The organism is uncultured Xylophilus sp., from assembly GCA_913776965.1.
Lineage (GTDB): Bacteria > Pseudomonadota > Gammaproteobacteria > Burkholderiales > Burkholderiaceae_C > Xylophilus.
This window is the reverse complement of sequence record CAJYQL010000064.1, coordinates 1-24,731: the sequence shown is the minus strand read 5'-3', so window position 1 is coordinate 24,731 and position 24,731 is coordinate 1. Positions and strand designations below refer to the sequence as shown.

The 24,731-nt window shown below is 70.6% G+C and carries 20 protein-coding genes; 3 read left to right on the top strand and 17 right to left on the bottom strand.

All coding sequences use genetic code 11. From position 1 onward, the window contains the following. Positions 1-45 precede the first annotated feature (45 nt). Positions 46-525 carry an Lrp/AsnC family transcriptional regulator gene (locus tag QZ500_RS09735; protein ID WP_295854396.1) on the top strand — a complete coding sequence of 160 codons (480 nt, stop codon included), beginning with the start codon at positions 46-48 and terminating at the stop codon, positions 523-525. Between the two features lie 28 nt (positions 526-553). Here the strand turns inward: QZ500_RS09735 and QZ500_RS09730 are convergent, their stop codons facing one another. The 16 genes from QZ500_RS09730 to bcsD form a co-directional block, all read right to left on the bottom strand. Continuing rightward, the gene (locus QZ500_RS09730) at positions 554-1,861 is read right to left on the bottom strand and encodes a UDP-N-acetylglucosamine 1-carboxyvinyltransferase (RefSeq protein WP_295854393.1); all 1,308 of its coding nucleotides are present in this window, start codon (positions 1,859-1,861) and stop codon (positions 554-556) included. A gap of 117 nt (positions 1,862-1,978) precedes the next feature. Next, positions 1,979-2,464, bottom strand: coding sequence for an OmpA family protein (locus QZ500_RS09725; RefSeq protein ID WP_295854390.1), 486 nt, complete (start codon positions 2,462-2,464; stop codon positions 1,979-1,981). Positions 2,465-2,528: 64 nt separating this feature from the next. Continuing rightward, a complete protein-coding gene (asd, locus tag QZ500_RS09720) occupies positions 2,529-3,383 on the bottom strand; it encodes an archaetidylserine decarboxylase (RefSeq protein ID WP_295854386.1) in 855 nt (284 codons plus the stop codon). A 115-nt stretch (positions 3,384-3,498) separates the two neighbouring features. Then, positions 3,499-3,690 (bottom strand): hypothetical protein, encoded by a 192-nt coding sequence (locus tag QZ500_RS09715; RefSeq protein ID WP_295854383.1) that lies wholly within the window; start codon positions 3,688-3,690, stop codon positions 3,499-3,501. Between the two features lie 166 nt (positions 3,691-3,856). After that, on the bottom strand, positions 3,857-5,017 hold the full coding sequence (locus QZ500_RS09710) for a cell division protein FtsQ (RefSeq protein ID WP_295854684.1): 1,161 nt from the start codon (positions 5,015-5,017) through the stop codon (positions 3,857-3,859). A 25-nt stretch (positions 5,018-5,042) separates the two neighbouring features. Beyond that, entirely contained in the window at positions 5,043-6,452 is a 1,410-nt protein-coding gene (locus QZ500_RS09705; RefSeq protein ID WP_295854380.1) for an MBOAT family O-acyltransferase, read from the bottom strand. A 9-nt stretch (positions 6,453-6,461) separates the two neighbouring features. Beyond that, positions 6,462-7,148 (bottom strand): cell division protein FtsQ, encoded by a 687-nt coding sequence (locus QZ500_RS09700; RefSeq protein WP_295854377.1) that lies wholly within the window; start codon positions 7,146-7,148, stop codon positions 6,462-6,464. Next, positions 7,145-7,798 carry an SGNH/GDSL hydrolase family protein gene (locus QZ500_RS09695; RefSeq protein ID WP_295854375.1) on the bottom strand — a complete coding sequence of 218 codons (654 nt, stop codon included), beginning with the start codon at positions 7,796-7,798 and terminating at the stop codon, positions 7,145-7,147. Before QZ500_RS09695 ends, QZ500_RS09700 begins: the two co-directional genes overlap by 4 nt. 56 nt (positions 7,799-7,854) lie before the next feature. Further along, positions 7,855-10,503 carry a tetratricopeptide repeat protein gene (locus QZ500_RS09690; RefSeq protein WP_295854372.1) on the bottom strand — a complete coding sequence of 883 codons (2,649 nt, stop codon included), beginning with the start codon at positions 10,501-10,503 and terminating at the stop codon, positions 7,855-7,857. Beyond that, complete coding sequence (gene bcsZ / locus QZ500_RS09685; protein WP_295854370.1) at positions 10,476-11,723, bottom strand: cellulose synthase complex periplasmic endoglucanase BcsZ; 1,248 nt, start codon at positions 11,721-11,723, stop codon at positions 10,476-10,478. The genes QZ500_RS09690 and bcsZ overlap by 28 nt, the downstream gene beginning before the upstream one ends. 45 nt (positions 11,724-11,768) lie before the next feature. Next, positions 11,769-13,847, bottom strand: coding sequence for a cellulose synthase subunit BcsC-related outer membrane protein (locus QZ500_RS09680; RefSeq protein WP_295854367.1), 2,079 nt, complete (start codon positions 13,845-13,847; stop codon positions 11,769-11,771). 4 nt (positions 13,848-13,851) lie between these two features. Beyond that, positions 13,852-16,239 (bottom strand): cellulose biosynthesis cyclic di-GMP-binding regulatory protein BcsB, encoded by a 2,388-nt coding sequence (bcsB, locus tag QZ500_RS09675; protein ID WP_295854364.1) that lies wholly within the window; start codon positions 16,237-16,239, stop codon positions 13,852-13,854. Positions 16,240-16,247: 8 nt separating this feature from the next. Beyond that, entirely contained in the window at positions 16,248-18,401 is a 2,154-nt protein-coding gene (gene bcsA / locus QZ500_RS09670; protein ID WP_295854682.1) for a UDP-forming cellulose synthase catalytic subunit, read from the bottom strand. Positions 18,402-18,457: 56 nt separating this feature from the next. Then, entirely contained in the window at positions 18,458-19,234 is a 777-nt protein-coding gene (bcsQ, locus tag QZ500_RS09665; protein WP_295854362.1) for a cellulose biosynthesis protein BcsQ, read from the bottom strand. Beyond that, positions 19,231-19,758: a cellulose biosynthesis protein BcsP gene (bcsP, locus tag QZ500_RS09660; RefSeq protein WP_295854359.1), complete on the bottom strand. Its 528-nt coding sequence runs from the start codon at positions 19,756-19,758 to the stop codon at positions 19,231-19,233. The genes bcsQ and bcsP overlap by 4 nt, the downstream gene beginning before the upstream one ends. A 20-nt stretch (positions 19,759-19,778) precedes the next feature. Then, a complete protein-coding gene (gene bcsD / locus QZ500_RS09655) occupies positions 19,779-20,216 on the bottom strand; it encodes a cellulose biosynthesis protein BcsD (RefSeq protein ID WP_295854356.1) in 438 nt (145 codons plus the stop codon). A 213-nt stretch (positions 20,217-20,429) separates the two neighbouring features. Here bcsD and QZ500_RS09650 point away from each other — a divergent pair, with 213 nt between their 5' ends. Together QZ500_RS09650 and QZ500_RS09645 are read left to right on the top strand one after the other, a co-directional pair. Further along, positions 20,430-22,049, top strand: coding sequence for an MFS transporter (locus tag QZ500_RS09650; protein ID WP_295854353.1), 1,620 nt, complete (start codon positions 20,430-20,432; stop codon positions 22,047-22,049). A gap of 49 nt (positions 22,050-22,098) precedes the next feature. Then, the gene (locus QZ500_RS09645) at positions 22,099-22,605 is read left to right on the top strand and encodes a hypothetical protein (RefSeq protein ID WP_295854350.1); all 507 of its coding nucleotides are present in this window, start codon (positions 22,099-22,101) and stop codon (positions 22,603-22,605) included. 192 nt (positions 22,606-22,797) lie between these two features. On the opposite strand, the gene QZ500_RS09640 is transcribed toward QZ500_RS09645, so the two are convergent. Further along, the coding region (locus tag QZ500_RS09640; RefSeq protein WP_295854347.1) for a PhoX family phosphatase at positions 22,798-24,731 on the bottom strand (1,934 nt) is incomplete at its 5' end.

Below are 24,731 nucleotides of genomic sequence, written 5' to 3'. Positions count from 1 at the left end.
GAAAATACCCTCTTGCGCAAGATCCTTTCCATAATCTGCCGATTCATGGACACACTCGACAAATTCGACCTGGCCATCCTGCGCGAGCTGCAGGCCGACGCCCGGCTCACCAATGCCGAACTGGCCCAGCGCGTGGGCCTGTCGGCCGCGCCCTGCTGGCGACGGGTGCGGGCGCTGGAGACGGCCGGCTTCATCGTCGGCTACCGTGCCGAACTCAACCGCCAGAAGATCGGGCTGGGCGTGCTGGCCTTCGTGCGGCTCGATGCCGAGCGCAATTCGGGCGACGCGATGCGCCAGCTGGAAGAAGCGGTGCGGCAGCTGCCGGAAGTGACCAGCTGCCACTACATCAGCGGCACCGGCACCTTCGAGCTGCAGGTCGTGGCGCCGGACCTGGACAGCTTCTCGCGCTTCGCGCTGCACCGGCTGGCCAACCTGCCCTTCGTGAAGGACCTGCACACCAGCTTCTCGCTGGGCGAGGTCAAGTCCGGCGGCGCGCTGCCGCTCGGGCACCTGCAGCCGCGCTGACGGTGACTGCGGCGCGGACCCGCGCGGCTCAGTCGCCGGCGGTCCACTCGACCTGCGCGCCCAGGCTGCGCAGGTTCTCGACGAATTTCGGATGCGCCCGGCGGATAGGGCCGGCGTGGCAGATCTCCGAGCGCCCCTCAATGCTCGCCGCCACCATGAACAGCGCGATCGCCACCCGGATGATGTAGGGACTGTCGACGACCGCCGGCGTCAGCGGCCCGCCGCCGAAGGTGACCAGCCGGTGCGGATCGGACTGGAACACATGGGCGCCGAACTTCGACAGTTCGCCGGTCCAACCCATCGCGCCGTCGTAGACCTTGTTCCAGAACATCGCGTTGCCCTGGGCGCGCACGCCCAGCGCAATGAAGATCGGCAGCAGATCCACCGGGAAATACGGCCAGGGCGCCGCCTCGACCTTGGTCAGCACGTTGGCGGTGAAGGGGGTCTGCACCCGCAGCGGACCGTCGGTCACCGCGCGCGACCAGCCATCGCGGTGTTCCACCCGCACGCCGAACTTTTCGAAGGTGCGGTCGATCAGCGGGAACTGCTCCGGCGCATGGTTCTGCACCTCGACCTCGCCGCCGGTGATCGCGCCGAGCGCGAGGAAGGTGGTGATCTCGTGGAAGTCCTCGTCGAAGCGGAACTCGCCGCCGTGCAGCGCCGCGCCGCCGTATACCGTGAGCCGCGAGGTGCCGACCCCTTCCATGCGCACGCCGATCATCTGCATGAAGCGGCAGAACTCCTGCACGTGCGGCTCCGACGCCGCATTGGTCAGGGTCGAGCTGCCGCCGGTGGTCGCCGCCGCGCACAGCACGAAGTTCTCGGTCGTGGTGACCGAGGCGTAGTCGAGCCAGTGGTCGTTGGGCGCCAGGCCGCCGTCGCCGCTGCGCACGATCAGCGAGCCTTCGGCCCGTTCCACCTGGGCGCCGAAGCGCCGGAACACTTCCACGTGCGGATCGATCTCGCGCACGCCGAGCGTGCAGCCCTTCACGTTGTCCTCCAGCCGCGCCACGCCGAAACGCGCCAGCAGCGGCGGCACCAGCATGATCGACGAGCGCATCTCCTCCGGCAGCCGGTGGGCGCCCGGGTCGAACGCGGTGGCGCGGTGGTGCAGGTCGAGCGTGCGGGTGTCGGCATCCAATTGCACTTCGCTGCCCAGCGTGCGGAAGATCGCCAGGATCTTGGCGACGTCGGTGATGTCCGGCACCCCGTGGAGCCGCAGCGGCGCGCTGGTCAGCAGCGTGGCGCAGAGGATCGGCAGCACGGCGTTCTTGTTGGCCGACGGCACGACACGGCCGCGCAACGGCGTTCCGCCGTGGACGATGAGATTGGGCATGGGGAAAGGAAAAGCGAGGAACGGCGGGGCGAGAGCGGCATTGTAGGAATTCCGCCGCAGTGACGCAGGCGCCGCCTCCGCAACCGGGCCGGTGCCCTCCGGACCGGCGTCGTGCCGTCAGCGCCCGCGTGCCGGCGCGACGTCGTCGAGCTCGACCTCGACCGCATGGCGCGGCTGGCTGGTCACGTACTTGATGCGCATGCGGGCCGCCGGGATGCCGGCCTTCGCGAGTTCGTTGCGCACGGCGGTCGCCCGCGTGACCGCGGTCTCCCGCGCGTTGGCGCCCAGCGCCCGGTCCGCGTAGCCGGTGACGACGATCCGGCGTGCCGCCTGGGCCCGCTCCGCCAGCCGCACGAGGGTTGCACGGGCGGGTTCGGACAGGGCCGTACCGGTCTTTTCGAACTCCAGGACCACCGGATCGAGCATGGCCGGGTCCGGCGCCACGGCGACCGGTGCCGGTGCCGGCGGACGGGCCGCAGCGGCCGGGGCAGGCGGCGCGGCGGGTGCAGCGGCGGGCGCCGAGCCACCATTACCGGCACAGGCGGTCAGGAGCACGAGCGACAGCGCCGCGCTGCCGCGACGCAAGGAATCCGTAGGGGTCATGTCAGAAGGGATGGATGGAGAGTCGAAAGCATCGAGGCAGCGTCTGCAGCACTCGGTCGAAAAATCAGCGGTCCGACGGTCCGAACGCCGCCATCGGCTCGCCCAGCCGCACGGTGCCGCCCGGCGCCCAGGCGGGATTGAAGACCAGCGGCCCCTGCGGAAACAGCAGCACCACGGTGGACCCGAGCAGGAAGCGGCCCATCTCGGCGCCCTGCTCCAGCACGACTTCGCCGTCGGCATAGTCCCAGGCCTTCACATCCTTGCCGCGCGGCGGATTGACCGTGCCGTGCCAGACGGTCTGCATGCTGCCGACGATGGTGGCGCCGACCAGCACCATGACGAAGGGGCCCTGCGCGCCCTCGAACAGGCAGACCACCCGCTCGTTGCGGGCGAACAGGCCCGGCACGCCGCGGGCCGTCGCCGGGTTGACCGAGAACAGGTGGCCCGGCACGTAGACCATCCGGCGCAACCGGCCGTCGCAGGGCATGTGGATGCGGTGGTAGTCGCGCGGGCTGAGATAGATGGTCGCGAAGTGGCCGTTGTCGAAACGGCGGGCCAGGTCCGCATCGCCTCCGACCAGTGCCTGCGTCGTGTAGCGGTGCCCCTTGGCCTGGAACAGCTGGCCCTGCTCGATCGCGCCGAACTGGCTGATCGCACCGTCGACCGGGCTGGTCAGGTCCGCATCGGCGATCGGACGCGCACCGGGACGCAGGGCGCGGGTGAAGAAATCGTTGAAGGTCGGGTAGGCGGTGATGTCGGGCGTGGCTGCCTCGTCCATGTTCACGCCGTACTTGCTGACGAACCACCGGATGATCGAGGTGGTGCGCTCGCCGCGTTCGCGGCCGGCGACGCGTCCTGCGAAACGGGTCAGGGCCCGCTTGGGGAGGAAATACTGATGCAGGACGGGCAGGCGTGACAAGGGACGTTTCCGAAGGCGCGGGAAAAATCCATTTTATCGACGCACCTCTGCCGCCCGGATGGGCATCAACCCGCGGATCGGTGCCGGCGGCAGGCCCGACTGCCGGCTGCCGCTTTCACCATTCGCCGGATTCGCGCACGCGCTGGTCGAGATCGCGCAGGTCGGGCTCGGACGCCTTGGGTGCATTCCCGCGGGTGGGCAACGCGGCCGTGGCGCGCGCCATCCAGAATCCGAAACGCGCTGGCCCTGTGGCCAAGGAAGGCTGCAGCGGCGCTGCTGGCGGGGCATGAAGGGGCAGGCTGAGCATGGCAGCTCCTTTCTGCCTCCAGCATAGATTCGTCGGCTCTATGCATCTGTGACACAACGCACATCGGCGGTGCAAATGTCGCCGATGGTGCGGCCGGACGCACCGGACCGGGAGCCCCCTTGCGCTCTGTCTGCACCTACGATGGGCTGCTAGCTCCTGCCCCCCCTCAGTCGAGGGTCCAGCGCTCCCCATTCATTGGCATCTGCAGCGTCCGCTCCGGAATCTCCCAGACCAGCAGGCGCGGCGGCGTATCGCGGAAGGCCGGCGAACGGACGTAAGCACCGATGCTGCCCCAGAAATCGCCGCCGTCGCGAGCGAAGTTGCCGACCGGCGTGCCGAGCGCCGCCGCCAGGAAGGGCACGAACTGCGAGGTGTTGGCAAACGAAGTGCCGACCAGCGCGACCTGCGGCAGCTGGCTGTCGCCGAACAGGTCGTCGGCGGGGCTGGCCGCGGCCGGCGCAGCGGCAACGCCCGGCGGGGCCGGCGACCTTTCGGTGAACCGGCTGCGCGTGTCCTCTTCGGGCCGCGGCTGCCAGGCGAGCGGCAGGGTATCGAGTCCGGCCAGTCGCACCAGATCGCCCGGCCGCCGTTGCGGAGCGCCCGCCTCCACCTCCCACTGCCGCACGGGCTGCAGGTCCAGATGGAGGTTGCGGATCGGGCCGGCCGCCGCCTGCGCGGCGGCCTGCGCCCCGGCTTCGGTCCAGTGCGTGTCGGTCCGCAGGAAGGGCGCGGGCAGGGCAGACAGCGCCGCGGTCGTATCGACGACCGGCACACCCGCGTCGCGCAGGCGGCGGTCGAACGACGCCAGGCGCGGCGCGAAGGCGGCGGGCCGATGCAGTCCGCACAGGGCGGCCGCGGCGACCCGGCTCTTGTCCGGCACCAGCACCACCGCCAACGCGATACCGCGATCGCGCAGGCGGTCGCGGACGTCCACCACCGCCTGGGCACGCGCCGCCAGGGCCGCATCGCCCTGCGGATGCGGCCGCAGCTCGTCGGCGAGGAACAGCCAGCCGGGACACCCCTCGCGCACCTGCGGCCCGAGGTCGCGCAGCACCAGCCAGCTGGCCTGGCGCTCCAGCGCTGCGGCGCCTGCGGCGACCGGCGCCCGTGCGAGCGCCGCGGCCATGTCGCGCATCGCCATACCCTCCACCACTGCTGCAGGCGTTACCGGCTTCGGCTGCAGGTCCAGCCGGCCGGTCGCGACGGCCCAGAGCGTGCTCGCGCAGCCCGCCGCCAGGAACAGCAGCAGCGCCACGCCCGCGATCCGGCCGGTCGGGCCCTGCGCCGGCGCCTCGACCGGCGGTGCGGCATGGGTGGACGAGGGCATGGTCACCGCAGGGTTCTCCGACAGGTCAGAACTGGAAGTACAGGAAGGGCACGGCGCCCCGGCTGGCGATCAGGGCGAACGACAGCAGGAAGGCCGGTACCGGCCACAGCGCCGCGACCGCCGACAGCCCGGGGCCCGCCGCCCGCTGCAGCCGGCCGGCGAAAGCCGGCATCACCACGCAAACGGTGCCGAGCGCGAAGGCCAGCGCGTGCGCCGGCCGGAAGACCGCCTGCATCGCATCGCCCGGCGCGAAGCCCTGCAGGCCGAACTGCCCTGCCAGCATGGTCCGCGCGTTCTCGAAACCGTGCGCGCGGAACAGCGTCCAGGCCAGCATCACGAACAGCAGCGTGGCGATGCGGGCGAGCAGCCGCGGCATCTGCCCGCCGGCCTGGGTGAAGGCGCGGGCGCCGGCCAGCGCCAGTCCATGGGCCAGGCCCCAGAGCAGGTAGTTCCAGCTGTCGCCGCCGTGCCAGAGACCGGCGATCGCCATCGTCAGGATCAGATGGACGTAGGTCCGGATCGCGCCACGGCGGTTGCCGCCCATCGGCACGTAGAGGTAGTCGCGGATCCAGCTGGACAGCGACAGGTGCCAGCGCCGCCAGAAGTCCTGGATGCTGTGGGCGAGGTAGGGATGGCGGAAATTCTCGGGAAAGCGGAAGCCGAGCATCGCGCCGATGCCGATCGCCATCGCGCTGTACCCGGCGAAATCGAAGAACAGCTGGAGGGTGTAGGCCGCGCAGCCGACCCAGGCGTCCACGAAGCTGGGATGCGCCTGGCCGAAGGCCGCATCGGCGACCGGTGCGAGCGTGTCGGCGATCAACACCTTCATGCTCATGCCGACCATGAAGCGGCGGGCGCCGCTGCCGAAGCCGGCCCCGTCGAACCTGCGGCCGGCCGCGCCGATCTCGTGCTTGACCCAGTCGTAGCGGATGATCGGCCCGGCAATGAGCTGACCGAACATCGCCTTATAGGCGGCAAAGGCGACGAAGCTGCACTGCGCGACGACCTGGCCGCGGTAGACGTCCACCAGGTACGAGATCGCCTGCAGCACGATGAACGACAGGCCGATCGGCAGTACCACCGCCTGCCAGGGCAGCGGCAGCGCCCCGCTCCAGCCGCGCAGCAGGTTCACCGTCTCGACCAGGATGTTGGCGTACTTGTACCAGGCGAGCAGACCGACCATCGCGACGATCAGTGCCGCGAGCTGCAGCCGGCGCGCGCGCGACGCAACGGTGCGGCCGATCAGCAGGCCGCCGGCCCAGGTGAGTGCGGTGATGCCGATCAGCAGCAGCAGATACGGCGGGCTCCACCAGGCATAGAAGATCCAGCTGCCGGCCAGCAGGGTCGCATTGCGCGCCGCCGCCGGCGTGGCGGCGTAGGCGATCAGGAACAGCGGCAGGAACAGCAGCAGGAATTCGAGCGAGGCGAAGACCACGGCCGGACGTCAGCGTGCGACGGTATCCGTGGCGCGGATCAAGCGCCGTCCGCCGTCGGCCGCCGGCACCGCCAGCACCGTGTAGCGCTGGCCCGCCTGCAGCGCGCCGAGGTCGAGGGGCGCACCGGCCGGAGCGCCATCGCAGGTCAGCTGCACCGCCAAGCTCACCGGATTGATCGCGCGGCGCTGCAGGGCGCTCGGGCCCACGCCGGTGAACAGCGCGACGTTGCGGCCGGCTGCCTGCAGGCCGGCACCCTTGCACTGCGCATCGAGGTTGTAGAAGGCGAGCGAGGCGCGCAGGCTGTTGAAGTCGTCCGGCGTCTCGGTCAGGACCGTGGTCTGCACCGACTTCTGGCCGGGCGCCTTCCAGGCCACCACGGTGGCGAACGCACCCGGACCGGCCTGAACCCGGATCGGGGCACGGCCGGCCGCACCGTCGAACTGGCCGCCGATCGCACTGTTCGGCTTGACCGACTGGAAATCCGACACCGGCCGGTCGACCGGCAGCGCCAGGCGCGCCTTGGCGCCGTCCGCCACCACGTCGAGGGGGGCACCGGTGCCGTTGACGAAGCGCACGAAGGCGGAATCCTGGGCCGGCCCGGTTTCGTAGAGGGTGGTCGCCATCGCGAGCCCGGGCACGGCCGCCGCCATCGCGGCGGCGACCGGCAGGGCGAGCCGCCGCAGCGCCGCGCTCATTTCTTTTTCCCGACGCCGGGCGCGGCGGCGACCGCTTCGGCGATGCCCTTGGCCCATTCCTTGTAGCCGCTGGCGGTGAAGTGCTGGCCGTCCATCGTCCGCCAGGCGCCCGGCTTGGACAGCTTGAGCGAATCGACATACGTGCACGGCGCGACGTTGGACGCGAGGAACTCGGACGTGGCCTTCACCCGGTCGAAGGTCTTGCCGAACTTGCCGCCCTCGGTGCCCCAGGCGGGCCCGACCCAGACACAGGCCGCGCCGGTGCTGCCGATGTCCTTCGTCAGCGCGCTGGTCTGCTGCCAGGCCCAGGCCTTGGGAAAGGTCGGCTGCTTGTAGCTGCCGATGGTGTCGCCCATCACCACGACCACCAGGTCGGGCTTTTCGGCAGCGATCAGCTGCTTGGCCGGCTTGGTCGCGGCGTTGGCGCCGGTGAAGCTGATTGCGCCCTTGTTGACGCGCTCGGCGCCGCCGCAGTCGCCCTTCTTGACGGTGGTCCAGTCCGCCGGCGTCGAGCCGCAGACGCCGACCGTGTGGACATTGGCGCCGGCTGCGGTGAACTGGTCGTGCAGCGTGTCGATCAGGTAGCCGGTGTTGGTGAGATGGCTATCGCCGATCATGAGGATGCTGAGTCCGGCGAGGGTCGCGAGCATGGGGTTTCCTTTCGGTGCTGGAAATGCGGATGAAGCGATTTTTCAGGATTCTGGCGTCATCCGCCCGTTCTCGGACGTTGCGGTGCGAACGGAGCCGCCGCCGGCAACGGCACCCCGGCCGCCGAAGGCCGGTAACCGGCAAAGGGATTGGCTCCGGGTACCGCCACCGACGGCATGCCGCCGGGCGCAGCCGGCCATGCAGCACCCGACGACGCCGTGTCGGCCGGAGCGGCGGTCGCAGACAGTGCAGCCTTGAGCAGCGTGACCGCTTCGCCCTTGCGGCCTTGGATCCGGGCGAGGCGGCCGAGGGCTGCCAGCACATCGGGATTCCCCGGCTCGATCCGCTGAGCAGCCCGCAGGGCCTGTTCGGCCAGCACGTCGTCGCGCTGTCCGGTGGCGAGGATGCCAAGCGACAGAAGCAGACCGACGTCGTCGGGCGAGCGCTGCAATGCCGTGCGATAGAGCCGTGCTGCCGTGTCGGGCTGGCCGGCCGCGGTATAGAGACGGGCGAGCGCGCCGAGCAGCGCCGGATCGTCCGGCTCGGCGGCGAGCATCGGCGCGAGCCATTCGTAGGCGGCCGCCAGCTCGCCGCGCTCGCGCAGTGCCTCGACCTGGCGCAGTGCGAGTCCGCGGCGAAGGCCCTCGTAGCTGCGGCGGTCGCCCTCGGTCAGCCCCGTTGGCGGAATGTCGCGCAGCAGGCCGGCGAGTTCGACATCCTCGCCACCGCGCAGCAACAGCCCGCCGTACTGGAGCCGCAACCCGGCGTCCGCGTCGGGCCGTGCGATGACACTCCGCAGCAGGGCACGGGCACGCGTCAGGTCACCAATGTCCACCGCCGTTTGCGCGACCTGACCGTACAGGTCGGCAGGACTACCGTCGTCCAGCCGCGACACCGCCCGGTCGAGCCGGGCGGCCGCCTCCTCGCGCCGTCCTTCGCGCGCCGCCACCAGGGCACCGGTCGTGTCCACGCCGACGGCAGCGCGCAGCAGCAGCGCGGCCATGTCGGCCGTGCGGTCGGCGGCCGGAATGCGTTCGAGCAGGGTGTAGGCCGCAGGCCAGTCCTTCTGGTCGGCCTGCAGCAGCGCGTTGACGTACAGCGCTGCGGGCGGCGGTGGCGAAGCGTCCAGCAACGCGGCCAGCGTGGCCCGGGCTTGCTCGGGCGCACCCCTGCGCAGCTGCAGCCGGGCCAGGTCGAGGCGGATCCACGCATCGTCCGGCGCCAATGCGACGGCTTCCTCGAACCGCTGCTCGGCGCCGGGCAGATCGCCCGCCGTCAGGGCGGCTCGGCCGTCGGCGGCCGCGCGCTCTGCGCGCAGCTGACGCACGTCGATGCGGGCGGCCTGCTCGGGCGGCAGGCCATCGATGAAACGCAGCGCCTCGGCGGCGCGACCGTCCGCCGTCAGGGCCGCGACCACGCCGCGCAGCGCGTCCACGTTGCCTGGGGCGCGCGCCAGGACCGCACGAAATTCGGCTTCGGCGGCCGCGGTGCGCCGCTCGTCGAGCAGCACCCCGCCGAGGGCGACCTGCGAGGTCGGCTCGTCCGGGTCGATCCGCCGAGCCTGCTCCAGGCGGACGCGGGCGTCCTCCAGTTGGCCGGCGGCCCGCGCCGCCGCGGCCTCGTTCACCAGCGCCCAGTAGGTTGCGCTGTTCAGCGACGACCGCCAGCGCGAAGACCCGTCGATCTGGGCAGCCCGCGCCAGGTAGTCGCGCGCGGCGCCGAACTGCTCCTGCCGCAGGCGCACCAGTCCGATGCCGCCGAGAGCCGGGCCGCTGCGGGCGCGCAGCTTCAACGCTGCCTGGAAGGCCGTCTCCGCCCGCGTCAGGTCGCCGGCCTCGAGGGCGGTGTAGCCGGCGGCGATCTGGCGTCCGACCGGGTCGACCTGCGCCGCTGCACGGGGCGCCCCCTTGGCATTGAGCTGGTCGCGGATCTCTTGGTCGTCCGGGTTCGCAGCCAGGTAGGCCCGGAAGATCGGCACGTAAGCCGGCGGCGGCGGCCGTCCCAGCCAGGTAAGCGCATCGCGCAGCTGCTCCCCGGCCTCGCCGCCCACGTCCTGCTGGCGTTTGGAGAGTTCGAGCAGGGTCTGCAGTGCAGGCAGGCGGCTGTTGGTCTCGGCCAACCGCAGGTTGGCGATCGCCAGGCGGATCTGCGGATCGCCCGGGTAGTCGCGCAGCAGCCGCTCCAGACCGGCGATCGCCTCCGCGCGCCGGCCTTCCACGTAGCCCAGCACCGAGTAGTACTCGATTCCGAGCCGCCCCTGCGGCGACTGGCCCTTGAACAGGTCGCGGTAGCGGTTCGCGGCCTGGTCGATCTTGCGTTCGCGCAGCAGCAGCCGGGCCGCATCGAGGTCTGCCTGCGCCGCGGGCGCGGCCAGGGCGATTTCCTGCTCGAGCTGTGCGGCTTCGGTGCTGCCCGGATGGGCCTTGCGCAGTTGGGCGAGGTAGCCGCGGGCGCGCTCGGGCTTCTTGTCGGTGAGGGCTAGGCGGCCCAGGCTGACCAGCGCCTCGGCCTGGGCCGGCTGGACGCGCAACAGCTTTTCCCAGGCTTCGGTGGCGCGCTCGGTATTGCGGGACTGCCAGTAGCGGCCCTGTTCGACCAGGGCCGCCTCGATGCCGGCCGGCTGGGCCTGCGCCGCCGCCGGACCGGCGACAAGAAACACGCCGCCGAGCACCGCGGCCGTCAGCGCGTGGAGGAGGAGGCGCGGCATGGCGTCGTTTTCCAGGCGGGTTCAAGGGCGCCGTTGCGGGCGAAACGGTAGCGGCCTTCCAGCCAGCCGAGGCCGAAGAGACTGAGCATCACATCGTAGTAGGGGGGCTGCCGCGTGGCAGCTGTCTCCGGCGCGAAAGCCTGCCGCAGACCGTCTTCCACCCGGCGGCGCTGCGCCGCCAGCGCGGCGGACTGGCCGGTCGTTTGAAAGTACGGCAGCAGCGCGGCAGAAAAGCCGAAGGATCCGGTGCCCGATACCTGGCCGGTCGACACCACGACTTTCTCGACAGGCACGCCGGTCTCGGCCGTCTGCGCAGGCAATCCTCGCAGCAGGGGCAGGAGCTTCGCCGCGACGGGCTCGCCACGCGGCAGCATGCCGGCCCAGAGATAGGTCCGGATCGCGTCGTAGCTGCCGGTGTCGCCCTTGGTCGGATGCGGCACGACGGCGCCACGGCCGCTGCCGTCGACGGCCCAGGCGGTCCAGTCGGGTACGAAGCCCGCAGGCGCCGTCGCCTGGCGCAGCAGCGCGACCGTCGTGTCGACCATGGCGGCCCAGGGTCCCTGCGGGGAGATCGTGGCCAAGCAACGCAGCTGCTGCACCGGCAGGTAACTGGGATTGAGGTGCCAGCTACGACCGGTCGCGGGTGGCTTGTCCGCGTGGACAAAACCGCGTTCGCCCGGCAGCAGCATCGGGCCGAGCCCGGGCAGGTCGGCGACCTCGCGTCGCTCGACCTCGGCCAGCAGCGTGCGGGCCTGCCGCGCGTACTCCGGGGCGCGCCACAGCCGGGCGGCTTCGTGCAGCGCGTAGACGATCCAGAGGTCGGCGTCGGAGGCCGAGTTGTCGTCGATCACCCGCCAGGCGCCGTCGGGCGCCAGCCCCCAGAACCAGGCCGGCAGCCGGCCGTCGATGCGGCCGCCCATCAGGTTGTCGACCGTCCAGCGCCAGATGCTGTCGAAGCGCGGCCGATCGTTGGCCACCAGCGCGAAGAACATCGCATAGGACTGGCTTTCGGACGAGCTGTGCTTCTGCGGCGTGCTGGCGTCGAGCACCCGGCCGTCGGGCTGCAGCAGCCACTGGACGAAGCTGCGCCAGAGCGGCCAGTCGCAGCCTGCCGATGCTGATGCCGGCGAAGCGGCGTGGACGGCCACACCGGCAGACAGCAGCGGTGCCAGGAACAACTGCCGGCGCAGGGCGGAAGGCGGGTCGCCGGGCGCCGTCATCGCACGCCGCCTGAATCCGCCGACCGATGGGCACGACAGGCCACGTCAGTACCCATACGGCGAGCGCAGCGATGTCACCGGCAGCGCCTGCGGCCCGCGGTAGGGGCCGAAAGCGTGGCGCAGGTACATCCCGCCGATGAACTGCCGGTAGTCGCGGGCATTGTCGAGCGCGACGCGGCCGCCGAGGAACCACTGCGGATCGAGCTGGTACTCGAGCGCTGCGCCCAGGTTGTAGCCCGGACCGGTACGGCTGGAGCCGGTGTAGTACGGATTGCCCGCCGCTGCCTGCAGGTTGCCGTCGAGCGGGAACAGCGGTGCGCCGTCGGTCCGCACGTTCTGCGCGCCGATCGAGCCTTTGATCTGGTAAGACAGCCGGCCGCTGCGCTGTTGCCATTCGAGCGGCAGCGCCAGCGTGACGTACTGCTGCGGGCTGAAATAGCCACCGTGGCCGTAGGTGAAGTAGCTCAGGTTCTTGTCGAAGGCGAGGCCGCTGGCCGCCAGGCCGACGGTCAGGTTCGCATCCGGCGTGCGGAACAGGCGCCAGTACATCCCGGCACCCAGCTCGGCACGGGTGTTGGACTGGACCTGGTGCCCCGTCAACCGGTGCAGTGCCCCGTAGCCATAGATCCCGAACCGGCCGTTGTCGTAGTTGGCGTCCAGCCGGCCGCCCGTGGCCGACACGCCGCCCCAGGTCACGCCGGTCCGCGCGTCGCGCAGCCCGGCGAAGGACAGCACGCTGTCGTTGACTGCGCGGCGCGAGAGGTTGAGGTTGAACGAGAAATCCTCGCCGACCGGCAGCCGGTAACGCACGCCGCCGTTGACATCGGTATACCGGAAGCCGACCGGCGTGGTGCCGATGTCGGCCGCGAAGTTGCCCTGCTCGTACCCGATGCCGAAGCCGACGCCGGCCGTGTCCTGCGAGCCGGCCGACACGCCCGGCAGCGCCGTGGCGAGGGGCGGGCCGCCACCGAAGCGGTTGATCGTCGGCAGATCGGTGCCGGGACTGCCGGTGACCAGGGAGACGGGCGTGACGAAGATCGTCGCCTTGCCCGCGCCCAGGTCGAAGCGCAGTTGCAGCGGGATCTCGGTATCGGTGAACTTGCTCAGCCCCCGTTCGCCCTGGCGGGTGCGTACCAGCGGCCCGGCCGACAGGAAGGTGATCCGGTCCTGCTCCAGCTCGGCGATTTCGCGCTGCAGGTTCTGCACCTTGTCGAGGGTCGCGGGATCCGGCGCCGCGGCCACGACGGTGTAGGCCGGATACGCGGACGACGGAACGGGTCGCGGCGCAGGGAGGGGAGAGCTGCCTGCCACCGGTGGCAGGGACAGCGTCGATGTCGCGCCCGCGCCGGCCGGCACGACGGCGTCGGCCATCGATGCGAGTGCAGGAGTAGGCGCAGGAGCGGATGCTGGCGGCAGGACCGCACCGCGGCTCGTCGACATCGGCACAGCGACACCCCATCCGCGGCTCTCGGTGGCAGCCGGTACGGTCCATGCAGGCGGCAGGTCCTGCGGGCGGACAGCCGGCCCGGTAGCGATGGCTGTGGCTGCGGGGAGCGGCGCGGGCGCGATCATCGGAGACGCCGTGGCGAATGCCGCGGGCGCAGCCGGGACGGGTGCGGCGGCAGGCGCCGCGGCGACCTGCACGCCTCCCCGGCGCTGGATCTCCTGGAGCCGGGCCTGGACCGCGGCGTCCTTCGGTCGCAACCGCAGGTAGGCGCGGAACAGGGGCAGGTCCGACGGCTGGCCGGTCGTCCAGAACAGGGCGTCGCGCCAGCTCTCCAGCGCCGCGGCACCGACCTCGCGATGGGCCGCGAGCTGCGACAGCTGCACGATGCCGCTGCGCAGCGTGGAGGCGCGGGTGATCTGCTGCTGGGCCAGGGCCAGACGCGCCTGGACATCGTCGGGCGCTTCGAGCACGCGCTGCTCGAGGTAGCGGCGCGTCTCTTCCCAGGCCGCCGGCACGGTATCCGGCAGCGCGGTGGCCTGGGTGGGCGTCTCGCCGCGCTTGGGCGCTGCCCGCTGGCCCTGGGACGCACCGGTGTTCGGCGCGCCCAGCAAGGTCGCGGTCAGCAGGACGAGCGGGACCGTGCGGCCCGACCCGGCAGTCACTTTCGCCGAAGGCATGGCGTTACCCCTGGAGCCGATTGCGAGCCCGGGCGCGCAGAAGCAGGTACATCACGACCGCCAGCAGTCCGGCGCTGGCGAGTCCGACCAGCACCAGCACGAGCGGGTTGCGCGACAGGAACCATTGCAGCCAGGTGATCGGGTTCAACCGGCCGACATGGTAGGTCTGCTCGGCCACCAGGCTGGTGACCTGCTGCCCGCGGATCGTCACCGCACTGCCCTGCACGTGCTTCACCAGATCCTGGTCGAGCAGCGCATTGACCGCGCCGTCGAGCGCCTCGGCACGGTCGGCCGAAACCAGCACCACGCTGCGCCCGCCCGACAGTGGCGACTCGAAGCCGGTGATCACCGCCTGTGGGCTGCCGCCGCTGAAGACCATCTCGTCGCGGCGCTCCACCGGCCGCTCGCGGTGGTTCCAGTCCCACCAGTCCAGCACCCGCCCCGCCAGGTCCGACAGCGCGAAACGGCGCGATTCCGGTGTGACGCCGGCCGGCAGCGAACCCTGCCACTTCTGCACAAGCGGCTGGTTGCCGCCGGTACCGATGACCAGCAGGTCCTTCGACGAGGCCTTGTCCACCTGCGATGCCGGCAGCACCGTCACGCGGGTCGCTGGATAGCCGGTGGAGCGGCCCATCAGACCCATCAGGTCGAGGTACGCCGACCAGTCGGCGACGGTCGAGTTGTCCGCCAGCACCACCGCGGATTCCGACAGGTCGGCCATGCGGGTGAAGGGGAAGCCGCTGTTGCCGAAGGCCGCCAGGTCGGGCATCGCGAGGAAGTGCGGGAAGCCCGAGATGTCGATCGTCGAATCGGCGTCGATCGCGCCCTTGACGTTGTCGAGCAGCACGTCCTTGCAGAAGCCCTGCTTGACGTAGTCGTAGTAGTAGTAGAACTGCAGTTGCGACTGCGACGGCAGCATGAACATCGGCACCCGCAGCTTTTCGCGCGCCATCACGGTGCCGTCTTCGGCCGCAGGCAGCAGGGCATCGACGATGCCCGGCGACGTGTGCTTGGCGGATTTGAGCGGATAGGCGCGCAGGAACTGCTCGTTGACGTTGACGTTCAGGGTCGACTTGTCGGGAGTGGGCCGCGGGGTATAGCGGTAGCGCAGGTCGACCGGAATGCCCTTCTCGCGCCAGCCGAAGAGGTCGGGCGGCACGCGGAAGTTGATCCGCACCAGGTCGGGCGTGTAGCCCGACACGTTGAGGGTGCGCTGATCCGCGAGCTCGCCGAACTTGACCGGCCGGTCGCCGCGCAGCCAGGCCGGCGCGTCGTAGGGCTTGCGCGGCTCGAGCTCCTTGAGCGCGCCGATGGTGGCGACCCGCCCCGACAGGGCCGGCCCGCCGATCACGAGCGCCCGCGCCGCAGTGCGGAGTTCGGCGGCGTCCCGGCCCATGACCACCAGCAGCTTGGACATCGGGTCGGCCGGATGGGTGACCATCGCGAGGGTCGGGCCGGCCGGCGCAGGCAGCTCGACGCCGGGCACGCCGCCCGATCCGACGACGAACACCACGGCCGATCCCTTCTCCGGCAGGGCGCTGCCGGCGGTCGGGAACTTCGCGCCGCGGTAGCCGGCGAGGCTGCCGAACCACGACGCCACCGTTCCGGCGGCTTCCAGCGTCGCCGGATCGGGCGCGGCGGGAAACACGAACGGCAGGCGCAGCGGCCGCACGTCGCGGCGGTCGAAGAGCGGCCCGGGCAGGAGCGCGAGGTCGTCCGGCAGCGCCAGCGGCGTCACCGTGAGCTCCAGGGCGCTCTGGTTGCTGATATTGGTCCAGAGGCTGGTATGGGCCGGGTCCTCGCACTCGAGCGTGTAGTGGCCGATCAACTCCAGGTCGATGCGGTTGAAATCCGTGATCAGGCGCGTCGGGATCTCGATGTCGGCCGTCAGATCAGTCCCGGCGCGTTCCTTCGGCACCGCGATCGTCGCCGCCACTTCCTGGTTCACCCGCACGTTGATGTGCGACAGATCCGGCAGCAGGGCCGGCGAATGGGCGTAATGCAGTTTCAGCCGCGCACCCACGACGACCTCGTCGGCCCGCACGCTGAACGGCACGCCACCCGAGCCCTGGACGCCGCGCAGCTGCAGGGGGAAATTGGCACCGAGTTGCTTGAACGACACGGTGTAGGTGCGGGAACCGGCCGGCGGCGGCGCGGCCGTAATCGGGGTCGGCTGAACCGAGACGGCGCCCGCCGTCGCGGCAGCGGCCGCTGGGACGGCAGCACGCTCCTTGGCACGCGCCTCCCGCGCACGCTCGCGCTCGGCACGCGAGGCGGCCTGCGCCGGGTCGCCGCCCGCAGTGCCCAGCAGCAGCACCGCGAACGCCACGGCGGACGGCAACGCCTTGCGGGCCATGTGCAGTCGCGCCCGTGGGCCGCGGCGGTGGATCATCGGTTCCATCATTTTCCCAGGTGAAGTTTGTGGGCCATCCAGTGCACCAGGCGCGGCGACCGCACCATGTTCCACAGGTTGACGAAGAAGATGCCGAAGCCCTTGAGGCCAATGCGGAACACGCCAGCAAGGGCGCGCAGGGGCGTGTCGCGCTCGCCGTGGCCCCAGTCGGCCGCCCATAGATCGGCACGGGCGAAGGTCACCTGCGCGAGCGCGAGCTGCTGGGCCGTGGTGAGCGCACCGAAATGCACGCCCAGGCGGTCTCCGCGGCGGAAGACCACGTCGGCCGGAAAGGAGGCTTCCTGCTCGTCGCGGAAGATCGAGACCCGGATCGACTCGCCCAGGGGCACGACCACGCTCTCCGGCACGATCAAGCCGACACCGGTCTGCGAGAAATCTTCGGTCTGGCACACCAGCGTGCGGCCGTTCGGAAAGATGATCGCCGCGCGCAGCGCCGCCGGCACCCGCGGCGTGCGGCGCACCTGCTTGGTCTCGCTGGCGACAGCGATGCTCGCGCCGACGATGATCATGTTGTAGGCCGTCCAGACCAGGTTGATGATCAGCGTCGCGGTGATGTCCGCATCGGCCGGGCCGGTGAGCAGCCGGTGGACGCCGATGGCGACGCCGACCAGATTGAGCACCATCAGGAAGATGTAGGGCCGGGCGATGTCCCAGTCGAAATAGGAACGGTCGATGATGCCGCCCTTGGCCGTCACGTTGAACTTGCCGAGCCGCGGGTTGATGAAGGCCACCAATACGGGCCGCAGGATGTACCAGGCGAGTACCGACTCGTAGACCTCGTTCCAGAACGAATGCCGGAAGCGGCCCTGCATGCGCGAATTGGTGATGCTGGCGTGCATCAGGTGGGGCAGCGCGAAGGCGGCGATCATCGCGGCTGTCGCCTGGAACACATGGGCGCCGAAGAACAGGTAGGCGAGCGGCGCCGTCATGAAGATCAGCCGCGGCGCACCGTAGAAGAAGTGCAGCATCGCGTTGAGATAGCACAGGCGCTGGCCGATGTGCAGGCCCGGTCCGAGCAGCGGGTTGTCCGTCCGTGCGATCTGGGCCATGCCCCGTGCCCAGCGGATGCGCTGGCCGACGTGGCTCGACAGGCTTTCGGTCGCGAGGCCCGCGGCCTGCGGAATCGCGAGGTAGGCGGTGTTCCAGCCCTGGCGGTTGAGCTTGAGTGCGGTGTGGGCGTCCTCGGTCACCGTCTCGATCGCCACGCCGCCGATCGCCTCCAGCGGCGCGCGGCGGATCAACGCGCAGGAGCCGCAGAAGAAGGTCGCGTTCCACAGGTCGTTGCCGTCCTGGACCAGTCCGTAGAACAGCTCGCCTTCATTGGGAATGGCGCGGAAGGTGTCGAGGTTCTTCTCGAACGGGTCGGGCGAGAAGAAATAATGCGGCGTCTGCAGCATCGCGAGCTTCGGATCGCGCAGGAACCAGCCGGCGCAGATCTGCAGGAACGACCGGGTGGGGATGTGGTCGCAGTCGAAGATCGCGATGTACTCGCCCGAGGTGACCTTGAGCGCCGCGTTGATGTTGCCGGCCTTGGCGTGGTGGTTGTTGTCGCGGGTGATGTAGCCGACGCCCAATTCGGCGCAGAAATCGCGGAATTCGTCGCGCCGGCCGTCATCGAGCACGAAGACCTTGATCTTCTCCGGCGGCCAGTCGATCGCCATGGCGGTGAAGACGGTCTGCTTCACCACGTCGAGCGGCTCGTTGTAAGTGGGGATGAAGACGTCGACGGTGGGCCAGAGCGCCGTGTCGGCCGGCAGCGGCATCGGCTTGCGCTCCAGCGGCCAGGCAGTCTGGAAGTAGCCGAGCAGCAGCACCGCCAGTGCGTAGAACTCCGCGATGATCAGGCCGGTACCGAAGAAGGTATCGACGAAGCCTTCGAAACCGGTGGTCTCGGTGATGCGCCAGTACATGTACCGCATCGACGCCGAGATGGAGAAGATCACCATCGTCAGCGTGGGCAGCCGGCCGGGAACCCGCCGCAGTGCCAAGGCAGCGCAGAAGCTGACCCCTGCGAACACGACCTGCCCGGTGAAGTCCAGGGGCACCGTGAACACCAGCACCGCCAGCGCGATGCCGAACAGGCCGGTCGCCCAGCGCAGGGAGGGGTGTTGCCAGGCCTTGTGGTTTACGCCGCGCAACATCCATGCCCGCAGCCGTGCACGCACGCTCTCCTGCGGAACGGGGAAATTGTCTTGGCTCACCGGCTACCCTCCGGATGCCGGTCCAGCCGGCGCAGGACTGCCGCAGCGGCAGCGCGAAAATCGGCAGCCGCCTGGCTGTCGGGGGCGTAGTCGAGCGCGCTGCTGTCGTACGCCAATGCCTCGCCCACAGCCTGGTCGCGGTGCACCGTGGCGAGCACCCGGTCGCCGAAGCGCTGGCGCATCACCTCGACCACGTCCACCGCCAGCTGGCGACTGCCATCGGTCTGGTTGATCAGGTGAAAGTGACCGCCGAAACCGGGGCGCCCTGCGCAGTAGCTGTGCACCAGGTTCTCCGTCATCGGCAGCGTCGCATACGACGCTGCGTCCGCCAGCGTGACGTTGACCGCGATGTCGGCCAGCGTCAGCGCATGGCGCAGGTACACCGACGGACCGGGCGGGGTGTCGAGCAGCACGATCGCGTCATGGTGCAGTTCGAGCGACTCGAGTTGGTCGGCCAGCCAGCGCGGTTCGGCGTCCAGCCGCTGCTCGAACCGGCGGCGGTCGTCTTCGTTCACCAGACCGTAGGGCAGAACCACGATGCCGCCGCGGCTGACCACGCATTCCGCACGCCAGTCGCTGCCGGCGAGCGTGGCGCGCGAGCTGCCGCCGACGCCATGCGGATCGAGACCGAAATGGAGGCGTAGCGCATTCTGAGGATCGAGATCCACCGTCAGCACCGCACGGCCCGCATGGGCGAGCGCGGTCGCGAGATTGGCTGTGACAGTCGTCTTGCCGACACCGCCCTTGGCTGAAACGATGGCGACGATCTTCACGACCGCAGCAATCTGCGCAGCAGGGACATGCCGGCGTCCGCGGGCGGCGCCACCGGATGGGCAGGACGGGCCAGCCGGGCGAAGGTATCCTGCAGCGGCGTCGGGGCAGGTGCGGCGGACCGCGCCACCGAGGTTTCCACCGGCACTGCCACGCGAACGACAGGAGGCGCCGCGACCGGTGCCGGCGCGACCGGCGCAGGCGGGGCGACCGCGACCGGCGGAGGCACCTGCACCGCATCCGGCTGGCGCTCCTTGCGGAGGAACGGCGCCCGGGCTGCGGAGGGCTGTACGGGCACCGACGCCGGCACGGCCAACGACGGAGCGGCAGGCGATGGCGGTGCCGCAAACGGACTGGCAGGCGTCACGGCGGGAATGTCGGGCATTTCGCCCGGATCGACCGCAGCGAGCAACGGCCAGCGTTCGCGCGACTCCTGCGCCAGGCGCGTCTGGCCGATCTCCTGGTACTGGCCGGGCGTGCCGCCGAACTGGCGGAACAGGTTGGCGATATCGTTGGAGCTGCTCATGGGCCTGCTGGAAATGGCGGTCAGGCCCCAGGGCGGGCCAGACGGAAAGTGAAAGAACCGTCGGCATCCGGCCCACCCACCTGGCGCACCTGCAACCCGCCGGCATCCGCCTGCGCGAACCACTCCTGGTATGCCCCTTCGAGAAACGCCGGCGACCAGCGAACGGCCGCGGCGCCGAACGCCGCCTGCAGTGGTGCGCAGTGGTGGACGATCTCCAGGCTCGCATCCTGCTCGGTCAGTGCGGTCCAGCCCCAGTCCAGCCCGATCCAGGCGCGGCCCATGGCCATCTGCAGTTCGTCGACGCTGCGGGCAGCACCCAGGGGCGTCGAAGCCGCGAACCGGCTGCCTAGGCGGCGCATCAGCGCGCGCAGATCGTCTTCCTGCAGTTGCGTCGCGAATTCCTCGGAGAACGCGCGCAGGAAGCCCTTCCACTGGCGCGAGCACTGCTGGTCGGTCAAATATTCAAGGTGAGCGGCGTCCACACGAGAGCCCTGCAGTCGAGACGTTCGGAATCCAAAAATGGCCGAAAAACGGTCCGCAGAATAACAGACGCTTACGCGTTTAATAACACGTAGTTACGTCTTGCCCAGCGGCGGCTGGAGCCGGAAACGAGCGGTCCGGTATCGCGCAGGGCGCACGCCGATCGCCCGGCCCCGGCGGAGAATCGCCCCATGCCACCCCAACCCCTCGACGCACCCGACGCCACCCCGCCCGTACCGCCGCCCCGCGCGTCCGCCATCCTGCCGCTGCGCACGCCGGTGTTCCGCATGCTCTGGTTCACCTGGCTGGCCGCCAATACCTGCATGTGGATGAACGACGTCGCGACCGCCTGGCTGATGACTTCGCTGACCACCTCGCCGGTGATGGTGGCGCTGGTGCAGTCGGCCTCGACGCTGCCGGTGTTCCTGCTCGGGCTGCCGAGCGGGGCGCTGGCCGACATCCTGGACCGGCGCCGCTACTTCATCGCGACCCAGCTCTGGGTGGCCGCGGTGGCGCTGCTGCTGTGCGTGGTGATCCTGTCGGGCTGGGTCAACGCCGGTGCGCTGCTGGCCCTGACCTTCCTCAACGGCATCGGGCTGGCGATGCGCTGGCCGGTGTTCTCGGCGATCGTGCCGGAACTGGTGCCGCGCGAGCAGCTGCCGCAGGCGATGGCGCTCAACGGCGTGGCGATGAACGCCTCGCGGATCGTCGGCCCGCTGGTCGCCGGGGCGCTGATCGCGAGCGCGGGCAGCCACTGGGTGTTCGTGCTGAACGCGCTGCTGTCGATCGGCTCGGCCTATGTCATCACCCGGTGGAAGCGGGTCCACGTGGCCAGCCCGCTGGGCCGCGAGCGGCTGGGCGGCGCGATGCGGGTCGGCCTGCAGTTCGTGCGGGAATCGCCGCGCATGCGGGCGGTGCTGGTGCGCTTGGCGATCTTCTTCCTGCACTCGACCGCCCTGCTGGCGATGCTGCCGCTCGTCGCGCGGGCCCTGCCCGGCGGCGATGCCGGCACCTTCACCGTGCTGCTCGCCTCGATGGGTGTGGGCGCGATCGTCGGTGCGCTGGTGATCCAGCCGCGGCTGCGCCAGCGCATGGGCCGCGACGGCATCGTGCGCATCGGCACGATCGTGATGGCGTTGGTCACCGCGGCGGTGTCCTATTCGCCCAGCCTCTGGTTCGCGATTCCGGCGATGGCCTTCGGCGGCGCGGCATGGCTGTGCGCGGCCAACTCGCTCACCACCTCGGCGCAGTTCGCGCTGCCCGACTGGGTGCGGGCGCGCGGCATGGCGATCGCCCAGATGGCGATCATGGGTGCGACCGCGCTCGGCGCCGCGCTGTGGGGGCAGGTGGCGAGCATGACCAGCCTGCACACCGGGCTGGTGCTGGCGGCGATCAGCGGCGTGCTCACGCTGTTCGGCGTGCAGCGCTTCATGCCCGACCGCAGCCTGATCGAGGACCTGACGCCGTCCAAGGCATTCACCGCCCCGGTGGTGGAGGCGGCGCCGGAGGGCGGGCGGATCCAGGTGTCGATCGAGTACCGGATCGACCCGGCGCGGGCCGACGACTTCCGGTTGCTGATGCAGGACAGCCGCCGCAGCCGCCTGCGCCAGGGCGCGCGCGACTGGCAGCTGCAGCGCGACGTGTACGACCCGGCGGTGTTCGTCGAGCAGGTGACCGACGAATCCTGGACCGAACACCTGCGGCGCTTCGACCGCGTGACCGCGTCCGACGTGGCGCTGCGCGACCGCAAGCTGGCCTTCCACGTCGGCGACACGCCGCCGAAGGTCACGCGGCGGATCGTCGAGCGCTGAGGGAATCGTCTGCCGGCCGGCAGGCCTGCGGTGCGGCTAGCATCGCCGCATGTTTGCATTCCTGACCCTGCTGCGCGGCCTGGCCGCCCTGTCGGCCCTCGTGACGCTGGGTGCCTGCACCGCGACGGCACCGGCCGTCCGGACGACCGCGGCCGCGGCCGCGGCGCCCGGTACGGGCACGGCTGCGGCCACACCGTCCTGGACCAATAGCCGGTGGGTCGAAGCGCTGCGCGGCGACGACCTGCTCGCGCTCCTGATGGTGGACGACGGCACCGCCCCGGGTTTTCCGCTGAGGCGCTATGCCGGCTCGGCCGACGCCCTGCTCGCAGCTGCTGCCGCCGACAGGATGGACGCCTTGCCCGTCGCGCTGCGAGACGGGCTGTCGCCAGCCTCGCGTCTGACGGTGCTGGTGCCGCGGCACGTGGAGGCTGCGGCCGGCAGCGACCGCGTCTTCTTCCTGCTGTTCCGGCCCGGTGGCTTCCAGGGCACGCCGGCCGCCTACGGTCCGCTGACGCTGCGCGAACTGCACCGATGGACGGTGTCGCCGGACAGCTGACCGTCTGCCGCTCGGTCCACCGCGTCGCACGCGATCTTAGGCCCTAAAAGTGCTGCCCGCGCAGGCAGCACTTTTAGGGCAGCTATGCATTCGATAGCAGACGACCGTCACCGGCCACCGGCTACCGGCCACCGGCCGCTGGATCGCCGCAACCGGTCGGCGCCGAACGCCTGCCCGGGTAACGGGGTCGCGTCAGACGCCGATCCGGCCGCCGTCGTTCTTCGTGATCACCACCGTCGCCGAGCGCGGGCGGGCGCTGCCGCCGTCGGGCCAGTGGCTGCCGAAGGAGGCCGGGTTGGCGAAGTCCGGACGGGTGTCCTCGCCCGGGTGCTGGATGTTGACGAACAGCGCGCGGCCGTCGCCGGATTCGGCGATGCCGGTCAGCTCGCACTCCTTCGGGCCGACCAGGAAGCGGCGCAGCGCGGTGCCGGGCGCGGCACCGAAGCGGGTGGCCTGCTGGCGGGTGGTGCCGTCGGTGCCGACGTTGGTGATCGTGCGGGCCGCGCCGTCGTTGACCTGGCCCGGGACCGCCGCGAGCATCATGCAGTTGGTCACGTCGGTATAGGCACCGTCGTCGGTCTGCAGCCACAGCAGGCCCTGGGTCGCCTGGCTGAACCACATGCCGTCCGGGCTGGAGAAGTCGTTGTCCGCGGTCAGGCCCGAGATGTTGATGTCGCGCGCGGCGGTGGAGCGGGCGCCGAACAGGTACACGTCCCAGGTGAAGGTCGTCGCGGCCGGATCGCGGTTGGCATCGGCGAAACGCACGATGTGGCCGTTCGGGTTGCCGGTCTGCGCGGTCTGGGCCGAGCCCTTCGGGTCGTTGTAGAACCGCGGGTTGGCGGCGTCGGTCGCGGTGATCGGGCGCGAGGCGGCGTTGGTGTTGGTGAGGGTCACGTACACGTCGCCGTTCTTCGGGTTGACGGCCGTCCACTCCGGGCGGTCCATCTTGGTCGCGCCGGCGATGTCGGCGGCCAGGCGGGTGTTGATCAGCACGTCGGCCGCGTCGGCAAAGGCGTAAGTCGTGTTGCTGCCGGTGATGCCGTTGACGCCGAGCTTGAGTTCCAGCCACACGCCGGTGCCGTCGGCGTTGAAACGCGCGACGTACAGACGGCCGCTGTCCATGTACTTGTCGCCGGCGGCGATGCCGCGGCTGGCGTCGGCCGGGTCCCAGTTGGCGGTGGAGACGAACTTGTAGATGTACTCGTTGCGCGAATCGTCGCCCATGTACCAGACCAGCGGGCGGCCGGCGACGACAGGACCCAGGCAGGCGCCCTCGTGGCCCATGCGGCCGAGCGCGGTGCGCTTCTTCGGCATGGCGGTCGGGTTGAACGGATCGATCTCGACCACCCAGCCGTAGGTGTTCGGGCCGTTGCGGTAGTCGGCGGCGGCGCTGGCGGCGCGCACTTCGGCGTTCCAGCGGCCGTACAGGTCGTCCGAGGTGTCGGGCGTGACCGTGGCCCACAGTTCGCGGCCGGTGCCGGCGACGCCGTAGCGGGCGAAGGAGGCCAGTTCCCGGGCGCTGCGCTGGGCGTTGTCGGTCGCGGCGATGCGGCGGAAGTAGCCGGCCCAGTTCTCTTCGCAGGTCAGGTAGGTGCCCCAGGGCGTGGTGCCGTTGGCGCAGTTGTTGACGGTGCCGCGGGTCCTGCTGCCATCGGTGGAATAGCGGGTCTTGACGTAGTCGGTCCTGGCGGCCGGGCCCGACAGGCGCATCTCGGTCAGCGTGTGCACGCGGCGGTTGAAGCTGGAACTGCGCTTGTAGCCCCAGGTGCTGCCGGTCTTGCCGATCTCGATCACGCTCACGCCGTGCAGGTAGAACTCGCGCAGCACTTCGCCGGGCACGGTGCGGACCTGGGCGGTGCCGCTGCCGGTGGTGGTCTGGCCGGCGGGGTGCAGGAAGGCGGGCGTGATCGCCTCGTGGTTCATCACCAGCAGGCCGCGGTCGGTGGCGCTCGGCGCCCAGGTGCCGCCAGCGCCCATGCCGAAGTAGGTCATGCCGTCATGGTGGTCGCCGGCGCGGCGGTCGTAGGTGGTGGGGTCGTCGCTGCCGTCGTTGGCATAGGCGGGCACGTCGCTGCTGATCGGGTCGCCCAGGCGGTACATCACCGTGGCGGTGTAGCCGGCGGGCA

What these genes read in the sequence shown, in the direction of transcription:
- QZ500_RS09735 (WP_295854396.1), top strand. Translation starts at nt 46, where the DNA reads ATGGACACACTCGACAAATTCGACCTGGCCATCCTGCGCGAGCTGCAG.
- QZ500_RS09730 (WP_295854393.1), bottom strand. Translation starts at nt 1,861, where the DNA reads ATGCCCAATCTCATCGTCCACGGCGGAACGCCGTTGCGCGGCCGTGTC.
- QZ500_RS09725 (WP_295854390.1), bottom strand. Translation starts at nt 2,464, where the DNA reads ATGACCCCTACGGATTCCTTGCGTCGCGGCAGCGCGGCGCTGTCGCTC.
- QZ500_RS09715 (WP_295854383.1), bottom strand. Translation starts at nt 3,690, where the DNA reads ATGCTCAGCCTGCCCCTTCATGCCCCGCCAGCAGCGCCGCTGCAGCCT.
- QZ500_RS09710 (WP_295854684.1), bottom strand. Translation starts at nt 5,017, where the DNA reads ATGCCCTCGTCCACCCATGCCGCACCGCCGGTCGAGGCGCCGGCGCAG.
- QZ500_RS09700 (WP_295854377.1), bottom strand. Translation starts at nt 7,148, where the DNA reads ATGAGCGCGGCGCTGCGGCGGCTCGCCCTGCCGGTCGCCGCCGCGATG.
- QZ500_RS09695 (WP_295854375.1), bottom strand. Translation starts at nt 7,798, where the DNA reads ATGCTCGCGACCCTCGCCGGACTCAGCATCCTCATGATCGGCGATAGC.
- QZ500_RS09690 (WP_295854372.1), bottom strand. Translation starts at nt 10,503, where the DNA reads ATGCCGCGCCTCCTCCTCCACGCGCTGACGGCCGCGGTGCTCGGCGGC.
- bcsZ (WP_295854370.1), bottom strand. Translation starts at nt 11,723, where the DNA reads ATGACGGCGCCCGGCGACCCGCCTTCCGCCCTGCGCCGGCAGTTGTTC.
- QZ500_RS09680 (WP_295854367.1), bottom strand. Translation starts at nt 13,847, where the DNA reads ATGCCTTCGGCGAAAGTGACTGCCGGGTCGGGCCGCACGGTCCCGCTC.
- bcsB (WP_295854364.1), bottom strand. Translation starts at nt 16,239, where the DNA reads ATGATCCACCGCCGCGGCCCACGGGCGCGACTGCACATGGCCCGCAAG.
- bcsA (WP_295854682.1), bottom strand. Translation starts at nt 18,401, where the DNA reads ATGTTGCGCGGCGTAAACCACAAGGCCTGGCAACACCCCTCCCTGCGC.
- bcsP (WP_295854359.1), bottom strand. Translation starts at nt 19,758, where the DNA reads ATGAGCAGCTCCAACGATATCGCCAACCTGTTCCGCCAGTTCGGCGGC.
- QZ500_RS09650 (WP_295854353.1), top strand. Translation starts at nt 20,430, where the DNA reads ATGCCACCCCAACCCCTCGACGCACCCGACGCCACCCCGCCCGTACCG.
- QZ500_RS09645 (WP_295854350.1), top strand. Translation starts at nt 22,099, where the DNA reads ATGTTTGCATTCCTGACCCTGCTGCGCGGCCTGGCCGCCCTGTCGGCC.